General features: G+C 68.8%; 14 protein-coding genes and 1 tRNA gene. 7 read left to right on the forward strand and 8 right to left on the reverse strand.

Going from position 1 to position 16,274, the window contains the following annotated elements; translation table 11 throughout:
• Window positions 1-8 precede the first annotated feature (8 nt).
• Window positions 9-1,046, reverse strand: a complete 1,038-nt coding sequence (gene gmd, locus ACWPOB_RS11875) for a GDP-mannose 4,6-dehydratase (protein ID WP_455400932.1) — start codon at window positions 1,044-1,046, stop codon at window positions 9-11.
• Window positions 1,046-2,302, reverse strand: coding sequence for a glycosyltransferase family 4 protein (locus ACWPOB_RS11880; RefSeq protein WP_455400933.1), 1,257 nt, complete (start codon window positions 2,300-2,302; stop codon window positions 1,046-1,048). The genes gmd and ACWPOB_RS11880 overlap by 1 nt, the downstream gene beginning before the upstream one ends.
• 134 nt (window positions 2,303-2,436) lie before the next feature.
• Here ACWPOB_RS11880 and ACWPOB_RS11885 point away from each other — a divergent pair, with 134 nt between their 5' ends.
• The 3 genes from ACWPOB_RS11885 to ACWPOB_RS11895 all read left to right on the forward strand — a co-directional run bounded on the left by ACWPOB_RS11885 (window position 2,437) and on the right by ACWPOB_RS11895 (window position 5,403).
• Window positions 2,437-3,099, forward strand: a complete 663-nt coding sequence (locus ACWPOB_RS11885) for a methyltransferase type 11 (RefSeq protein WP_455400934.1) — start codon at window positions 2,437-2,439, stop codon at window positions 3,097-3,099.
• Between the two features lie 285 nt (window positions 3,100-3,384).
• On the forward strand, window positions 3,385-4,362 hold the full coding sequence (locus tag ACWPOB_RS11890) for a hypothetical protein (RefSeq protein WP_455400935.1): 978 nt from the start codon (window positions 3,385-3,387) through the stop codon (window positions 4,360-4,362).
• 141 nt (window positions 4,363-4,503) lie between these two features.
• On the forward strand, window positions 4,504-5,403 hold the full coding sequence (locus tag ACWPOB_RS11895; protein WP_455400936.1) for a glycosyltransferase family 2 protein: 900 nt from the start codon (window positions 4,504-4,506) through the stop codon (window positions 5,401-5,403).
• 60 nt (window positions 5,404-5,463) lie between these two features.
• Here the strand turns inward: ACWPOB_RS11895 and ACWPOB_RS11900 are convergent, their stop codons facing one another.
• The 6 genes from ACWPOB_RS11900 to ACWPOB_RS11925 form a co-directional block, all read right to left on the reverse strand.
• On the reverse strand, window positions 5,464-6,354 hold the full coding sequence (locus tag ACWPOB_RS11900) for a MazG family protein (protein WP_455400937.1): 891 nt from the start codon (window positions 6,352-6,354) through the stop codon (window positions 5,464-5,466).
• A gap of 190 nt (window positions 6,355-6,544) precedes the next feature.
• Window positions 6,545-10,177 carry a transcription-repair coupling factor gene (gene mfd / locus ACWPOB_RS11905; RefSeq protein WP_455400938.1) on the reverse strand — a complete coding sequence of 1,211 codons (3,633 nt, stop codon included), beginning with the start codon at window positions 10,175-10,177 and terminating at the stop codon, window positions 6,545-6,547.
• Between the two features lie 88 nt (window positions 10,178-10,265).
• The gene (locus ACWPOB_RS11910) at window positions 10,266-10,841 is read right to left on the reverse strand and encodes a PIN domain-containing protein (protein ID WP_100058148.1); all 576 of its coding nucleotides are present in this window, start codon (window positions 10,839-10,841) and stop codon (window positions 10,266-10,268) included.
• Between the two features lie 11 nt (window positions 10,842-10,852).
• Window positions 10,853-11,185: a helix-turn-helix domain-containing protein gene (locus ACWPOB_RS11915; protein ID WP_455400939.1), complete on the reverse strand. Its 333-nt coding sequence runs from the start codon at window positions 11,183-11,185 to the stop codon at window positions 10,853-10,855.
• Window positions 11,186-11,229: 44 nt separating this feature from the next.
• Window positions 11,230-11,865 carry a ScbR family autoregulator-binding transcription factor gene (locus ACWPOB_RS11920; protein ID WP_029542131.1) on the reverse strand — a complete coding sequence of 212 codons (636 nt, stop codon included), beginning with the start codon at window positions 11,863-11,865 and terminating at the stop codon, window positions 11,230-11,232.
• 160 nt (window positions 11,866-12,025) lie between these two features.
• Complete coding sequence (locus tag ACWPOB_RS11925; RefSeq protein ID WP_100058072.1) at window positions 12,026-12,619, reverse strand: TetR/AcrR family transcriptional regulator; 594 nt, start codon at window positions 12,617-12,619, stop codon at window positions 12,026-12,028.
• 234 nt (window positions 12,620-12,853) lie between these two features.
• On the opposite strand from ACWPOB_RS11925, the gene ACWPOB_RS11930 reads away from it, so the two are divergent.
• The 4 genes from ACWPOB_RS11930 to ACWPOB_RS11945 all read left to right on the forward strand — a co-directional run bounded on the left by ACWPOB_RS11930 (window position 12,854) and on the right by ACWPOB_RS11945 (window position 16,135).
• Window positions 12,854-12,925 (forward strand) — tRNA-Gln (locus tag ACWPOB_RS11930).
• Window positions 12,926-12,996: 71 nt separating this feature from the next.
• Window positions 12,997-14,475, forward strand: a complete 1,479-nt coding sequence (gene glmU / locus ACWPOB_RS11935; protein WP_455400940.1) for a bifunctional UDP-N-acetylglucosamine diphosphorylase/glucosamine-1-phosphate N-acetyltransferase GlmU — start codon at window positions 12,997-12,999, stop codon at window positions 14,473-14,475.
• Entirely contained in the window at window positions 14,472-15,452 is a 981-nt protein-coding gene (locus ACWPOB_RS11940; protein WP_100058070.1) for a ribose-phosphate diphosphokinase, read from the forward strand. The genes glmU and ACWPOB_RS11940 overlap by 4 nt, the downstream gene beginning before the upstream one ends.
• A gap of 53 nt (window positions 15,453-15,505) precedes the next feature.
• Window positions 15,506-16,135 carry a DUF2461 domain-containing protein gene (locus ACWPOB_RS11945; protein WP_029542126.1) on the forward strand — a complete coding sequence of 210 codons (630 nt, stop codon included), beginning with the start codon at window positions 15,506-15,508 and terminating at the stop codon, window positions 16,133-16,135.
• The last annotated feature ends 139 nt before the right edge of the window (window positions 16,136-16,274 follow it).

Consider the following 16,274-nt stretch of genomic DNA (forward strand, 5'->3'; position numbering starts at 1 on the left):
CGACGCGGTCAGTTCGACGAGGTGCCCCACCCCGGCAGCTCGGGTCTGTCGATCCAGTGACCGCCTCGAGATTCGAGTGCCGAGAGGTCGGCGTCCACCATGATCTTCACGAGTTGGGGAGTGCGCACCTGAGGATTCCAGCCGAGGATCGCTCCGGCCTTCGCTGCGTCGCCGATCACCGAGTCGACCTCCGCGGGGCGAAGGTAGCGTTCGTCGAATCGCACGTACTTCTCCCAGTCGAGACCGGCGTGGTCGAATGCGAGGGCAAGGAAGTCGCGCACGGAATAGCCTTCTCCCGTCGCCAGCACGTAGTCGTCCGGGGTATCGGCCTGCATCATCCGCCACATCCCCTCGACGTATTCGGGTGCGTAACCCCAGTCACGGACTGCGTCGACGTTGCCCATGTACAGATGCCGATCCAGGCCGGCCCGGATGCGAGCCACCGCACGGGTGATCTTTCGCGTGACGAAGGTTTCCCCCCGTCTGGGTGATTCGTGGTTGAACAGGATGCCGTTGACTGTGAAGAGACCATATGCCTCCCGGTAGTTGCGTGCCGTCCAGTAGGCGAACAGCTTGGCGGTGCCGTAAGGCGAGCGGGGATGGAACGGCGTGTCCTCATTCTGCGGCGGCGGCGATGCGCCGAACATCTCCGAACTCGACGCTTGGTAGAAGCGGCAGTCGAGTCCGATCTGATGAATCGTCTCGAGCAGCCGAATTGTTCCGAGTGCTGTTGTTTCGGCGGTGTATTCCGGCTCGTCGAAACTCACGCGAACGTGTGACTGCGCCGCCAGGTGGTACACCTCGTCGGGACGAATCGCCGACAGCAGCGCCGCGAGCCGTGCCCCGTCGACGAGTTCTCCGTAGTGCAGGAACAACCTCGCGCCGGGTACGTGAGAGTCCACATACAGATGTTCGATCCGGTGGGTGTTGAACGTCGAGGCACGGCGGATGACTCCGTGGACCTCGTAGCCCTTGTTCAGCAGCAACTCCGCGAGATAGGACCCGTCCTGTCCGGTTATCCCGGTCACGAGTGCGCGCTTGACCATCAGCGCGACCTCTGCCTGCGCGACTCGCGCACGAGATCCCGGATCCACTCCTCGTAGCGCTCCAGGGCCTCGTATGTGGACAAGGTTGTAGCGCAGTAGCGACGTCCCTGCTCCCCCATGTGTGCGGCGAGCGCCCCGTCCGTGCCCAATCGGACCGCCTCACGGAGCAACAGGTCCGGTCGGTCGGCCGGGACACGGATACCGGCCCCTGATGCGGCGATCTCGGTCGCCGTGAATCCGTCCGCGTCGGTCGCCGCGAGGACAGGCTTGCCGGAGTTGAAATAGGACGTCAGCTTGCTGGGTACCGCCATCTGCGCGACGCCGGGTCGTTCGTTCACGAGAAGCACATCCGCAGCTCCGAGCGCCGAAGGAAAGTTCTCGTCTGTGACCGGCGCCAGGAACTGCAGTGTGGGGATACCGGCGCCCGCAGCCTCCAGACGAACGCGCTGGTTGCCGTCACCGAGCAGGACGAACCGCACACGGCGGCCTTCGCGACTTGCCAGCCGGGCCGCCGCGACAACGTTCTCCAAGCCCTGTTTGGTGCCCATGTTTCCAGCATGCAAGATCACCACCTCGTCGGAATCCCAGCCGTGTGCGGCACGGAATGCGGAGCTGGCCGCGGGATCCGGTGGTGCGACATGGTTCCAGTTCCGGATCGTGCGTATTCTTCTGCGGTCGACGCCGAGGTGCTCCTCGAGGATCTGCGCGAATCCCTCGTGGATTACCACAATGCCGTCCGCCGACCGAAGAAATGCAGATTCCACCGCCTGTGCCACGCAGGCGGACAAGCCCGACAGCGCCGCCGCCTCCACGACCCCTCGGCTGTAGAGGTCGTGGACGATGACGCCGATTGCAGGTCGCCGCCATGACAGCCGCGCGCGCACCACGGACAGTCCTGCCGCCAGCAATGGTGGACTCACACAGAGGACGACGTCGGGTCCGTTCCATCGCGCGAGCAGAAGCTGCAGCCCGAAGCTCATCTCCATCAACGCTCGACCGGCTGCCGTAGCACCCTGCGGGACGTGGTGGCCGAAGCGACGAATACGAACGCGATCCTCGATTTCGTCGGATCGGAACCGGAAACCTCCGTCGAGGCGCTTCCATTGCGGATAATGAGGGAAACCGGTCAGAACTTCGACTTCGTGCCCACGCGCGGCCAATCCGGACGCGAGAAGGGTCGTGTAGGGCGCGATCCCGGTCGGCTCTGGGGCGAAGTTGATGCCCAGAATCGCGATACGAACCTTCGGCCCGGTCATGAGAACCGAGAGTAGTACGCGTGAACCACGCAAACGGCGCATCGAACCGGATCGAGATCGGCCCTGTCGTCGCACGGCGGTGATAGCATAGGCGTCTTGCGAACGTCGAGAGCCTGATCACCGGAGGGGGATCCGTGGCCGGCACCCAACTGCGACGCATACTCGTGGATTCTCCGACATCTCTGGGCGCCAGAACGAGGATGCGGCGTTGGCAGATGTTTCGTGAGGCATTCCCGGCGATCGAGAACATGCGGGTTCTGGATCTCGGCGGAACGATCGAGGCATGGCGCCGTGCCCCGGTCAGGCCCGAGCACGTTACGGTACTCAACCTCTTCGAGCCCGGTGAGTCCGACGACGGGTGGATCGTTCCCGTCCTCGGTGACGCGTGCGATGCGACCCGCGTCCTTGCACAAGCGGACGTCGACTCCCGCTTCGACATCGTGTTCTCGAATTCGCTCATCGAGCACGTGGGCGGACATGCCCGCAGAGCGGAGCTGGCGCGACAGGTCCGCCACCTCGCGCCGCACTATTGGATTCAGACACCATATCGTTACTTCCCCCTCGAACCGCACTGGCTCTTTCCCGGAATGCAGTTCCTGCCTGCCGCTGCCCGAGTCGCTATTGCCGCCCACTGGCCCCTGGTCCACACGAGGCCGGCGAACATCGACGAGGCGCGCAACGAGGTTCTGTGGACCGAACTGGTGAGCATCACAGAGATGCGCGACTACTTCCCCACGGCGACCATTCTGCGCGAACGGATACTGGGTGTCCCCAAATCGATCATCGCGGTGGGCTGACGGATGCCACGCCCGACACCGGATTCGACCCGAAATCCTGGTGTGCTTTCCGACAGAGCGCTCCGTCCGAGTCGAAGATTCGACGGCACGGCCGGAGGTAGCATCGAAACGGAACAGGTCCCGATGGCGATCCCGAACACGAATCGCCCGTTCGCCCGGTAGCGCAGCGCGGAGGACGTCCCGGATCGTTGCAATCGTGGTCCACCGCGTACACCCAGACATCCGACGCGCTGCAGCCCCCGGGAGGGCGCGCTGCAGCCCCCGGGAGGGAAGGAAACACTCACGATGACGAAGTCCGCGACCATTCCGGGCCTGCGCGTCGGCGACCTGGTCGAGGTCCGAAGCGCCGAAGAGATCCTCGCGACGCTGGACGAGCAGGGCGAGCTCGAGAACCTGCCCTTCATGCCGGAGATGCTCGGGTTCTGCGGTCGTCGGCTGACCGTGCACAAGGTTGCGCACAAGCTCTGCGACACCATTTCGGGCAGCGGCATCCACAAGATGGACAATGCGGTCCACCTGACCGATTCGCGCTGTGACGGCTCCGCGCACGGGGGCTGCCAGACAGCGTGTTCCCTGTACTGGAAGGAAGCCTGGCTCAAACGCGTCGGCCCCGGAACGCCGACGTCGTCCGTCTCCGGCCGTATCGAGATTCCATTGCTCGAGGTCAACACCCGCAAGGAACCGGGACCGGACGGCCGACCACGCTATTCGTGCCAGGCTACCGAGCTGATGCGCGCCGCGCCGACGTGCCTGCCGTTCCGCGACCTCGGCCAGTATGTGACGGACGTGAAGACCGGAAACGCCGGTCCCATCGACTCGATCAAGGCCTTTCTCGTAAGCCTGTTCAATCGCCTGCAGGACGCCAGCAGGCGGCGGCTACCGCGCAAGCTGTGGTTCCGCGACGGGCTGCCCTGGGGCTTCGTCGCGGGCAAGGCGGTCGGAAGGACGCCTACCGCCCACCTGAACCTCCAACCGGGCGAGATGGTACGCATCAAGACCAAGGACCAGATCATGTTGACGCTCAACGAAGATCGGTTGAACCGGGGCATGGGCTTCGAGGAAGAGATGGCCCGCTACTGCGGCCGCACGGCACGAGTGCAGGCCCGGGTCACCAGGTGTATAGATGAGAAGACCGGCGTGTTGCTGACCATGAAGAACCCCTGCATCGTGCTGGAGGACGTCGTCTGCAGTGGCGCGTACAACGCCAACTGCCCCCGCGAATTCGTGCCTTTCTGGCGGGAAATCTGGCTCGAACGCATCTGAGAGCCGGACTCGGTGTCCGGTCCACCGATTACCGGCCTGATCGAAGAAGCCGCCAGGCCTGTCGTCGCCCCGGCCCGAGCATTCCGTCCGAGGCGTGGAGGCGCGGTGTAATGCACGAGTCGAGCGACGAGGGGGTGCCCGATGGGCCACACCGACACACTGGTCTCCATCGGGTTGCCCGTTCGAGACGGGGCGGATCGCCTCGAGGCCGTGGTGCAATCGGTGCTCGCCCAGGACCACACCGATATCGAACTCGTGATCTGCGATAATGCCTCCACCGACGGGACCGAGGAGCTGTGCCGCAGCCTGGCGGAGCAACACAGCCGGGTCGTCTACCACCGGCACCCCGTGAACGTGGGCCTGCTCAACAACTACATCAGCGCGCTCCGGCTGGCCACCGGCACCTTCTTTCGGTGGGTAGGCGATGACGACTGGCTTGCACCGCGCTGCGTCTCCAGGGCTCTGGAGGCATTCGCAGCCGACGACCGGCTGATGCTGGTGACGAACCGAATCGAGTACACCGCTCCGGACGGCCTGACACGACTCAGCCCGTACCACGGCACGGCCCTCGCTTCCGACGACCCGGTTACGCGGTTCACCGCGATGCTGGGGATGCTGAACGAGGCCATCCCGCTGGTCGACCCGCTGTACAGCTTGATCCGACGCGAACCCGCGGTACGCATCGAGCGTCGGAACATGCTGCGCGAAGACGAGGTGTTCGCCGCCAAGCTGGCGCTTGCCGGGCCGTGGGGGCACGTGCCGGAGGTGCTGGCGCGACGGCACCTGACGCATGCGACACCGTCGATGCTGGCACGCAAGCTCGACGTACCGTCGTGGCAGGCGTACATCGCGACCACACTGGAGTGCAGGGAAATGGTGCGATCGCTGGCCGAGTACGACCTGAGCGCCGAGCAGCGGCGCAGGGCCCGGCGCGCAGTGGCCCAATTGTATGCACGGCGCCAGCAGGACTTGCTGATTCGAGTCGGCCGCAAGCTCGCGCTGATGACCCGCCAACGTGCAGGACGTCGCCAGGCAGGTTAGGCCGCGGGCGGCGGGCTGCCGCATCCTACCCGGTCGGGCGACCCCGACCGGCGTCGCCGCTCACGTCTGCGGCCAATACCTGCGCCAGTCGTCGCTCGACAATGGTCTTCGCTCGCCTCGAGCGGCTTCGGCGGCGTCTTCGGCTTTGCGGATCCGGCCGGCGAAAGCCACCACAGCGGTCCGCAGCGTCTGCTCGGCGCTGCCCTCACCGCAGATCCGTACCGAACCGAGCGATTCCGGTACCAGATCCGACGGAAATCCCGCCTTGGCGCTGCGGGTCAGCACCTTCTCGGTCAGCGCCAGCGCCGGCTGCGCCATCGCGATGCCGTCCAGGCAGGAGGGCCGGGCCTTCTCCGCCGCCTTCGCCACCTCCCACGCCGCCTCCTGCTCGGCCACGTCGATCGGGCCGGTGTGACCGTTGGTCAGGTGCGGGCTGCGCAGCGCGAGCTTGGTGACGAGCGTGTCGGCGACATCGTCGACGGTGAACGGGTCGGTGCCGGACTCCTGGGCGATCCGCGAGTGGAACAGCACCTGGAGCAACAGGTCTCCCAGTTCTTCGCGCAGGCCGTGCGGGTCACCTTCCTCGATCGCGTCGAGCAGTTCGTAGGTCTCCTCGAGCAGGTAGCGGCGCAACGAATCGTGCGTCTGGGTGACCTCCCAGCCGCCGAATCCCCACAGCCGGTCCATCACGTCCACGGCACGCAGCAGGCGCTCCCCCGGCGCGGGCGGGGCGGCGATCACCCGCTCACCCCGCCGCACGCGTTCACGCACCGCCTCGTGCCCGGCGTCGACGGCCACCAACGTCTCGGCATCGGATCCCGCTGTCGCGCCGAGCGTTTCCCGAACCGCCGCCGGCACGTCGTCGGTGCAGGCGAGCGGCCCGGTCAGCAGCGGCACCGCCTCGAGCGGCACCGATCCGGGCCGGTACGGGTCGAGCAGAATCACCGTCACGGCCGTCGCCTCACATTCCCCGTCGCTTCGCTCGCCGCGGTCACATTCCCCGTCGCTGCGCTCGCCGCGGTCACATTCCCCGTCGCTACGCTCGCCCCGGTCACATTCCCCGTCGCTACGCTCGCCCCGGTCACATTCCCCGTCGCTACGCTCGCCCCGGTCACATTCCCCGTCGCTCCGCTCGCCCCGGTCACACGCTCGCGACGGCCGGCACGCGCACATCCACCGAACCCTGCGCCTTGCCGTCGAGGGCGAGCAGGAAGTCCGCGATGTACTGCAGCAACTCGACGTCGCGCACCCGATCGGAGCCCACCCCACCGGTCCGCGGCAACGGCAGCTGCACAAGGCCGCTCGTGGCCCGGTACTGCGCCGCCGGGTAGAGCCGCTTGAGCCGCATCTGCTTCGAATCCGGCAGATGCATCGGCGAGATCTTCAGCTGGGTGCCGGAGACCGCGACCTCCTCGAGGGCGTACTCGCGGCACAACAGGCGCAGCTTGGCTACCGACACCAGCCGGCCGACCTCCTCGGGCAGCGGGCCGTAGCGGTCGACGAGTTCCTCGACCACCGCGGCGATCGCGTCGTCGTCATGCGCCGCGGCGAGCTTGCGGTAGGCCTCGAGCCGCAGCCGGTCGGAGGTCACGTAGTCCGGCGGGATGTGGGCGTCGACCGGCAGGTCCACGCGCACCTCCTTGGCGGCCTCCTCCGTGGCGACGGGCCGGCCGTCCGCGGCGGCCCGGAAGGCCTCCACCGCCTCGCCGACGAGCCGCACGTACAGATCGAACCCGACGCCGGCGACGTGACCGGACTGCTCCGCACCCAGCACGTTTCCCGCGCCGCGGATCTCGAGGTCCTTCATGGCCACGGCCATGCCCGCACCGAGGTCGGAGTTCTGGGAGATCGTGGCGAGCCGGTCGTACGCCGTCTCGGTCAGCGGCTTCTCCGGCGGATACAGGAAGTACGCGTAACCCCGCTCGCGGGACCGGCCGACGCGCCCGCGCAGCTGATGCAGCTGCGACAGGCCGAGCGAATCGGCGCGTTCGACGATGAGGGTGTTGGCGTTGGAAATGTCCAGGCCCGTTTCGACGATGGTGGTGCACACCAGGACGTCGTACTGACGTTCCCAGAAGCCCTGCACGGTCTTCTCGAGGGTGTCCTCGTTCATCTGCCCGTGCGCCACCGCGACCCGCGCCTCGGGGACGAGGTCACGAATCCGCTTGGCGGCCTTGTCGATCGAGCTGACCCGGTTGTGCACGTAGAACACCTGCCCGTCGCGCAGCAACTCGCGGCGGATGGCGGCGGCGACCTGCTTGTCCGCGTAGGCGCCCACGTAGGTGAGCACCGGGTGCCGCTCCTCGGGCGGGGTGAGGATCGTCGACATCTCGCGGATGCCGGCCATGCTCATCTCCAGGGTGCGCGGAATCGGCGTTGCGGACATGGTCAGCACGTCGACGTGCGTGCGCAGCGCCTTGATGTGCTCCTTGTGCTCGACGCCGAATCGCTGCTCCTCGTCCACGATCACGAGGCCGAGGTCCTTCCAGCGCACGCCGGTCTGCAGCAGCCGGTGGGTGCCGACGACGATGTCGATCTCGCCGTCGGCGAGGGCAGCGATCGTCTCCTTCGACTCGGCGGGATCGGTGAAGCGGCTCAGGCCCTTGACGGTGACGGGGAACGACGCCATCCGCTCCGTGAAGGTCTGCAGGTGCTGTTGCGCCAGCAGTGTGGTGGGCACCAGCACCGCGACCTGCTTGCCGTCCTGCACGGCCTTGAACGCGGCGCGCACCGCGATCTCGGTCTTGCCGTAGCCGACGTCGCCGATGACGACGCGATCCATCGGGACCGCCTTCTCCATGTCGGCCTTGACCTCGGAGATGACGGTGAGCTGATCCTGGGTCTCGGTGAACGCGAACGCGTCCTCCATTTCCTTCTGCCACGGGGTGTCCGGGGCGAACGCGTGCCCGGGCGCGGCCTGGCGCGCCGCGTACAGCTGCACCAGCTCCCCGGCGATCTCACGAACAGCCTTGCGCGCCTTGCGTTTCGTGTTGGCCCAGTCGGAGCCGCCGAGCTTGCTCAGGGCGGGCATCTCGCCGCCGACGTAGCGGGAGAGCTGATCGAGGGACTCCATCGGCACGAACAGCCGGTCACCCGGCTGCCCGCGTTTGCTCGGGGCGTACTCGATGACCAGGTACTCGCGGCGGGCACCGCCCACGGTCCGTTCCACCATCTCGACGAAACGGCCGATGCCGTGCTGGTCGTGGACCACCATGTCCCCGGCGGTGAGCGCCAGCGGGTCGACCTGGTTGCGACGCTTGACCGGCGTGCGGCGCCCCTCGGCGGCGGCCACCCGGTTGCCCGTGAGGTCGGACTCGGTGACGAGCACCAGGCCGGGCACGTCCCCGCCGTCGCCCGGCAGGACCACGCCGTCGTGCAGCGCGCCGCACAGCACCCCGACCTTGCCGCGCACCGGCTCGGCGCCCGGATCGAGACACGCGGCGGGCACGTCGTTCTCCTGCAGGCGCTCGAGCACCCGCTGACCGGTGCCGGCACCCGCGACAACGATCGCCGCCCGCCCGCCGGTGGTGACGTGCGCGCGCAGGTTCGCGAAGAGCATCGTCAGCAGCTCCTCCGAGCCGCGCACCTCCGGCGCCGGCTGCACGTCGAGCACGACCTCGGTGTCGGCGCCCGACGCCAGCGGGCTCAGCGTCCACCACGGCCGGCCGGCCGCCTCCGCCGTCTCCCGCACCTGGGTCAGCGACCGGTACGCCGACGCGGCCAGATCCACGCCCTTCATGTTGGCGGTGTCCAGCGGCGCGGCACCACCGAGCGAGGCCGCGGTCCACGACGCCTCGAGAAACTCCTGGCCGGTGCGCATCAGATCCGCCGCGCGGGTGCGTACCTTCTCCGGATCGCACAGCAGCACGTGCGTGCCGGCCGGCACGACGTCGGTCAGCAGCTGCAGCTCGCCCGTCTGCAGCACCGGCAGCAGCGCCTCCATGCCCTCGACCGGAATGCCGGAGGCCATCTTGTCGAGCATCTCCACCAGCGCCGCATCGGCCGGGTTGTCCTGCGCCAGCCGGGCCGCGCGCTCCTTGACCTGCTCGGTGAGCAGCAGCTCCCGGCAGGGCGGGGCGATGAGGGTGCCCACCTCGAGTTCGGGGATGGACCGCTGGTCGGCGACGGAGAACGGGCGCAGCTCGGTGACCTCGTCGCCCCAGAACTCGACACGCACCGGATGGTCCGCGGTCGGCGGGAAGACGTCGAGGATGCCGCCGCGCACCGCGAACTCGCCGCGCTTGCCGACCATGTCGGCGCGGGTGTAGGCCAGCTCGACGAGCCGCTCGATCAGCTCGTCGAAGTCGTGCTCCGCGCCGACCCGCAGGGTGACGGGCTCGATGTCGCCCAGACGCGGGGCCATCGGCTGCACCAGCGAACGCACGGTCGCGACGATCACCCGCAGCTCGGGGCCGTAGTCGCGGTCCTCGGGGTGGGCGAGCCGGCGCAGCACCTGCAACCGGCGGCCGACGGTGTCGGCGCTGGGCGAGAGCCGCTCGTGCGGCAGCGTCTCCCACGACGGGAACTGCGCGACGACGTCACCGAGCATCTCGTGCAGCTCGGCCGTCAGGTCGTCCGCCTCGCGGCCGGTCGCGGTCACCACGAGCAGCGGCGTCTTCGCGGCCAGCGCGGCGGCGACGAACGGCCGGGCCGACGGCGGGGCCACCAGGGCCTGTTCGGCGGTCCCGGCGAGGGCGGCCACACGTTCGAGCTGAGCGTCGGCCAGCGCGATCCGCGCCAATCCGGACAGGGGGGTGACGGACACGTCGGACACGGGAAGGGCGCTCCTGGGTTCGAGAAGAGGACCGTCCGAGTCTATGCGGTGTCCGGTTCGGGCTGCCAGGACCACCGGGCGCGTCCGGTCACGGTCGGACCGGGTCCGCGGCCAGCAGATCGGCGCTGTTGTCGCCGAGATCGCGACGGGCCCACGCGGCCAGCCGGGACTGCAGGGCGGCGTCGGTGGTCTCCTCGCCGGGCCCGAGCCACCGCCGTCGCGCCATCCGCAGCAGCACACGCCGGCAACGCTGCGGCTCGGCGTCGAGCACGTACGCGACGAACGCGTCCGGCGTCTGCGGCTCGACCCCGGCTCGCTCGAGCGAGCGAGCGAGACCGGCGTCGGTGGTGACGACGACGTCGGCCTGCGCGAACAGCGCCACCGCGGTCAGGTGCGCGTCGCGTGGATCGCTGACGTACGGCACCTCCCGCAGCACCGTGGCCGGCCAGGTCACCCGGGCCTCGGGGAAGGCGGTTTCGAGTTCGGCGAACAGGAAGTCCCGCGCCGGGCGCGACATGTGCGACGGCAGCCGCCGCTCCACCTCGGCGACGATGCCGTCGCTCCAATAGGGCTGGAACAGCGCGTCTTCGGCCAGGGCGAGCAGCACGTCGCGCACGCGCGGCGGCGTCAGCGCCGGCGCGTCGAGTACCGCTCGGATCGGCACGACCGTTCCCCCTAGAAGTCGTCGTCGTAGAGGCCGTCGCGGCGGCCCAGGTCGGCGACGGTGTCCAGTGCCCGGGTCCGGGTCTCGGCGCGCAGCTCGGCATAGGCGAGGACGTCGGCGCGGCGGATGCGGCGGTGCAGGCCGCGGAACCGGGACGGCAGGGTGCCGTCGTCGACGAGGCGGCCCACATGCCGGCGACCGACGCCGAGCACGTCCGCCGCCTGGGCGGTGGTGAGCATCGCCGGCACCGGGGTGATGGTCACGGCGGCGGCGGCGCCGAGCTCGTCCAGGGTGCGGGCGAGTGCCGCACCGGCCGCGTCCGCGTCGAACGGTCCCAGGGTCACGGCGGCGATCGTGTCAGGCGGAGGCACCGAACGCAATCGCCCGGCTACACCCGTAGCCGGCGCGAGACGAACTGCCGGAAGTACTCGACCTTGTCGGCGGGCACGAGCGCGGGCACCAGCAGGCGCCACATGTTCTCGAGGTGCTCGACGAGCTCGTCACGACGATTCAGTGCCGCCGCGACCGCGCGAGCCCCGGTCAGGGCCTGCAGCACGAGCAGGCCCACCGCGTCCGGTTCGAGCTCCTCGCTCAGGTCGCCCTCCGCGAGGGCCCGCTTGGCGAGATCCTGCACCGTCGAGAGCCAGATCGCGAAGACCCCTTCCCCGGACCCGCGGTAGTCGCCGATCTCGATCACCAGCCGGAACATGGCGCGCACGATCGGGTCGGCGCGGGACACGTCGACCGTGAGGACCGACAGTTCGATCATGGTCTCGAGGGCGGGGGTCCGGTCGCTGATCGCGCTCAGCCCGGCCGAGCCCAGCCGGGCGAAGCCCTCGTCGATGACCGCGCGGGCCAGCTCCTCCTTGGAGGCGAAGTGGAAGTACAGCGCGCCCTTGGTGACACCGGACTGCTGGATGATCTCGTTGAGGCTGGCGTTGGCGTAGCCGAGATTCATGAACACTTCCGCGGCGCCGCGCAACACGGAGTCGCGCGTCACCTCGGCGCGAACCTGCCGGGCCATTCATCCCCCTCGATGCGGGCTCGGCGCCGCCCGGCGACCCGGACGATCGGCGCCGATCGCCGCTCCGCTGGGTACCACGATCACCTCGCAATTGCTCGTCGAGTCGGCTGGGCAACGATACCACCTGGTAGGGGCGCGATCGGGAGTTCGCATCGCCCGGTCAGTCGGTCCCGAGCTGCGGATTCGCCTCCAGGTGGGTGAGGCCGTTCCAGCACAGGTTCACCAGGTGGGCGGCCACGACCTCCTTCGACGGGCTGCGCTCGTCCAGCCACCACGTGGCGGCCGTCGCGACCATGCCCACCAGCGCCTGCGCGTACAGCGGGGCCAGGTCCGGGTCGAAGCCCCGGCGGGAGAAGTCGCCGGCGAGGATGTACGCCACCTGCCGCACCGCCTCGTTCAGCAGGGACGAGTACGTGCCCTCCTCCGCGGCGACCGGGGAGTCCCGCACGAGGATGCGGAAGCCGTCGGTGCGTTCCTCGACGTAGGTGAGCAGGGCGAGCGCCACCCGCTCGACCCGGATGCGCGAGCGGTTCTGCGTCAGGCTCGCGCTGATCATCGACATCAGGGTCGACATCTCCCGGTCCACGACCACGGCGTACAGACCTTCTTTGCCGCCGAAGTGCTCGTAGACCACGGGCTTGGAGACCTGGGCCCGCTGGGCGATCTCCTCGATCGACGCCGCCTCGTAGCCGCGCTCGGCGAAGATCGCCCGCCCGATCTCGATGAGCTGTTCCCGGCGCTGGGTCCCGGTCATCCGGACCCGGGGGCTGCGGTCGGTGTGGTTCTGCGACGGTTTCGACACGTGTACATCCTTTCCGGCACCCGGCCGGACCCTGTGCCACCGGAAAACACCGAGGACGACGCGCGGCGGGTTGCGATCAGCCTATCCGCGGCGGCGACGCGCCCGGCCCCGCGTTCGACTCCGGGTGTGGCGGCATGCGAGGATCACAGACGCATGACCGGGGCGTCGGCGCCGGGAATGCGGCAGTCCGCCGTGGTGTAATCGGCAGCACCTCTGATTTTGGTTCAGATAGTTCAGGTTCGAGTCCTGGCGGCGGAGCGGGGCAGTCGGGGCCGGCGAGCTCCCCTGCCGGTGCCGAACCTGCGCATGTCGAACGTCGAGGGAGCTTCATGCAAGTGCAGACCGCAGTTGTCGTCTTGGCGGCCGGAGCGGGTACGCGAATGCGATCCAAGACCCCGAAGGTGCTGCACACACTCGGTGGTCGCACGATGCTCGCCCATTCGCTGCACGCGGCCGCAGAGCTGGACCCGAGCCACCTGGTGGTGGTCGTCGGGCACGAGCGCGAGCGGGTTTCCGCCGCGACCGCCGAGATCGCCGAGACGCTCGACCGCAAGGTGTCGATCGCGGTCCAGGACCGGCAGCTCGGTACCGGGCACGCGGTGCAGTGCGGGCTCGACGCGCTGCCCGGCGACTTCTCCGGCGTGGTCGTCGTCACCAACGCCGATGTCCCGCTGCTCGACGGCCACACCCTCGAGGCTCTCGAAGCCGAGCACCTCGCCGAACCGGCGCAATCGGCGGTGACCGTCCTGACGTTCCTCGCCGACGACCCCACCGGGTACGGCCGCATCGTCCGGAACGGCCACGGCGAGATCCGCGAGATCGTCGAGGAGACCGACACCGACGCCGAGCAGGCTGCCATCAACGAGGTCAACGCCGGCATATACGCCTTCGACGCGAAGTTCCTCCGCAGTGCGCTGACCCGGCTGCGGGCCCACAACGCGCAGGGCGAGCTGTACCTGACGGACGTCGTCACGATCGCCCGGCAGGACGGCCTGCCGGTGTTCGCCGCCCAGCTCGCCGACCCGACGAAGGTCGCCGGCGCGAACGACCGGGTGCAGCTCGCGGCGCTCGCAGCGCAGTTGAACCGGCGCACCCTCGAGCACTGGATGCGCGCGGGTGTGACCGTGATCGACCCGTCCAGCACGTGGGTGGACGTCGACGTCGTCCTCGCCCGGGACGTGACCCTGCACCCCGGGGTGCAGCTGCACGGCCGGACCGTGGTCGACGAGGACGCGGTGATCGGCCCGGACACCACGCTGACGAACGTGCGGATCGGCGCCGGGGCGTCGGTCGTGCGCACCCACGGGTCGGACTCCGTGATCGGCGAGGGCGCGACCGTCGGGCCGTTCGCCTACCTGCGGCCGGGCACCGACCTCGGCGAATCCGGCAAGATAGGCACGTTCGTGGAGACCAAGAACGCCGAGATCGGGGCGCACTCGAAGGTGCCGCACCTGACCTACGTCGGCGACGCCACCATCGGCGAGTACTCGAACATCGGGGCCTCGAGCGTGTTCGTCAACTACGACGGCGTGCACAAGTCGCGCACGGTCGTCGGATCCCACGTCCGGACCGGGTCGGACACCATGTTCGTGGCGCCCGTGACGGTCGGCGACGGAGCCTACACCGGCGCCGGCACGGTCCTGCGCCGCAACGTTCCGCCGGGGGCGCTTGCGGTGTCGGGTGCGCCACAGCGCAATATTGAAGGCTGGGTCCAGCGAAACCGACCCGGGACCCCCGCGGCCGAGGCAGCGTCTGCTGCACGGCAGCAGCAAGAGATCGAACGGCATAAGGACGGCCAGGACCAGTGACCTCCAATTGGATCGACAACCAGAAGAACTTGATGCTCTTCTCCGGCCGGGCCCACCCCGAGCTGGCCGAGCAGGTGGCGAAGGAGCTCGACGTCCAGGTCACCCCGCAGACCGCGCGTGACTTCGCCAACGGCGAGATCTTCGTGCGGTTCGAGGAGTCCGTGCGCGGCTCCGACGCGTTCGTGCTGCAGAGCCACCCGTTCCCGCTCAACCAGTGGGTGATGGAACAGCTCATCATGATCGATGCGCTCAAGCGAGGATCGGCCAAGCGCATCACCGCCGTCCTGCCGTTCTACCCGTACGCCCGCCAGGACAAGAAGCACCGCGGCCGTGAGCCCATCTCCGCCCGCCTGATCGCCGATCTGCTCAAGACCGCCGGCGCGGACCGCATCATCACCGTCGACCTGCACACCGACCAGATCCAGGGCTTCTTCGACGGCCCGGTCGACCACATGCACGCCCAGGGCCAGCTCGCCGAGTACATCCGCGACAGGTACGGCGTCGAGAACATCGCCGTGGTCTCCCCCGACTCCGGCCGCGTCCGCGTCGCCGAGAAGTGGGCCGACACCCTCGGGGGCGCCCCGCTGGCGTTCATCCACAAGACCCGCGACCCGCTCGTCCCGAACCAGGTCAAGTCCAACCGCGTGGTCGGTGAGGTCGAGGGCCGCACCTGCATCCTCATCGACGACATGATCGACACCGGCGGCACCATCGCCGGGGCCGTGAAGATTCTGAAGGAGGCCGGCGCGGGAGACGTCATCATCGCCGCCACCCACGGCGTGCTCTCGCACCCCGCCTCCGAGCGCCTCGCCGCGTGCGGTGCCGAGGAGGTCATCGTCACCAACACGCTGCCGATCGACGAGGACAAGCGGTTCCCGACGCTCACCGTCCTGTCGATCGCGCCGCTGCTCGCGCGCACCATCCAGGAGGTGTTCGAGAACGGCTCGGTGACGTCGCTGTTCAACGGTTCCGCGTAGTCGCGGAAGGCGGTGTACTTTCGGACCGTCACAGGACCGAAAGGACACCCGGCATGTTCACCGGCTTCCCCGTTGCCGCCCTCGACTTCTACGAAGACCTCGAGGCGGACAACAGCAAGCCGTTCTGGGCCGCGCACAAGGCCGTCTACGACGACTGCGTGCGCGGCCCGATGCTTGCCCTGCTCGCGGAACTCGAACCGGAGTTCGGCCCGGGCAAGGCGTTTCGTCCGCATCGCGACGTCCGCTTCAGCGCGGACAAGTCGCCGTACAAGACTCATCAGGGCGGATTCGTGCAGACCGGGCCCGGTGTCGGGTTCTACGTGCAGATCGACGCCGCCGGGCTGCGGATCGCCGGCGGCTTCTACGCGGGCTCGTCCGCGCAGGTCTCCGCATACCGTGCCACCGTGGACGATTCGCGTCACGGCCCCCGGCTCGAGACGCTCGTGCGGCGGCTGCGCCGGGCCGGGTACGAGATCGGTGGCGAACGGCTGAAGACCCGTCCGCGCGGCGTCGCGGAGGACCACCCCCGCCTCGACCTGCTGCGGCACAAGTCCCTCACCGCCGCGCGAGAGCACCCGTCGCCCGAGTGGCTCGACACGCCGCGCACCCTCGACGAGGTGCGCACCGCCTGGCGCGACGTCCGGCCGCTCGTGGAGTGGCTGACCGCCGCCACCGCCGCCTGAAAAGCGTTCGCATCGCGGTCGATTCCGAGCCCCCTCGGCAAACCGATCGGTATGGAAAGTCGTGTGGCACAAGACTTTGCCGCCCGGACGCCGACGGTTAACATGATCTTCATCACTCCGACATCCCTCAGCCGCAGGT

This window comes from Rhodococcus sp. 2H158, from assembly GCF_053764755.1.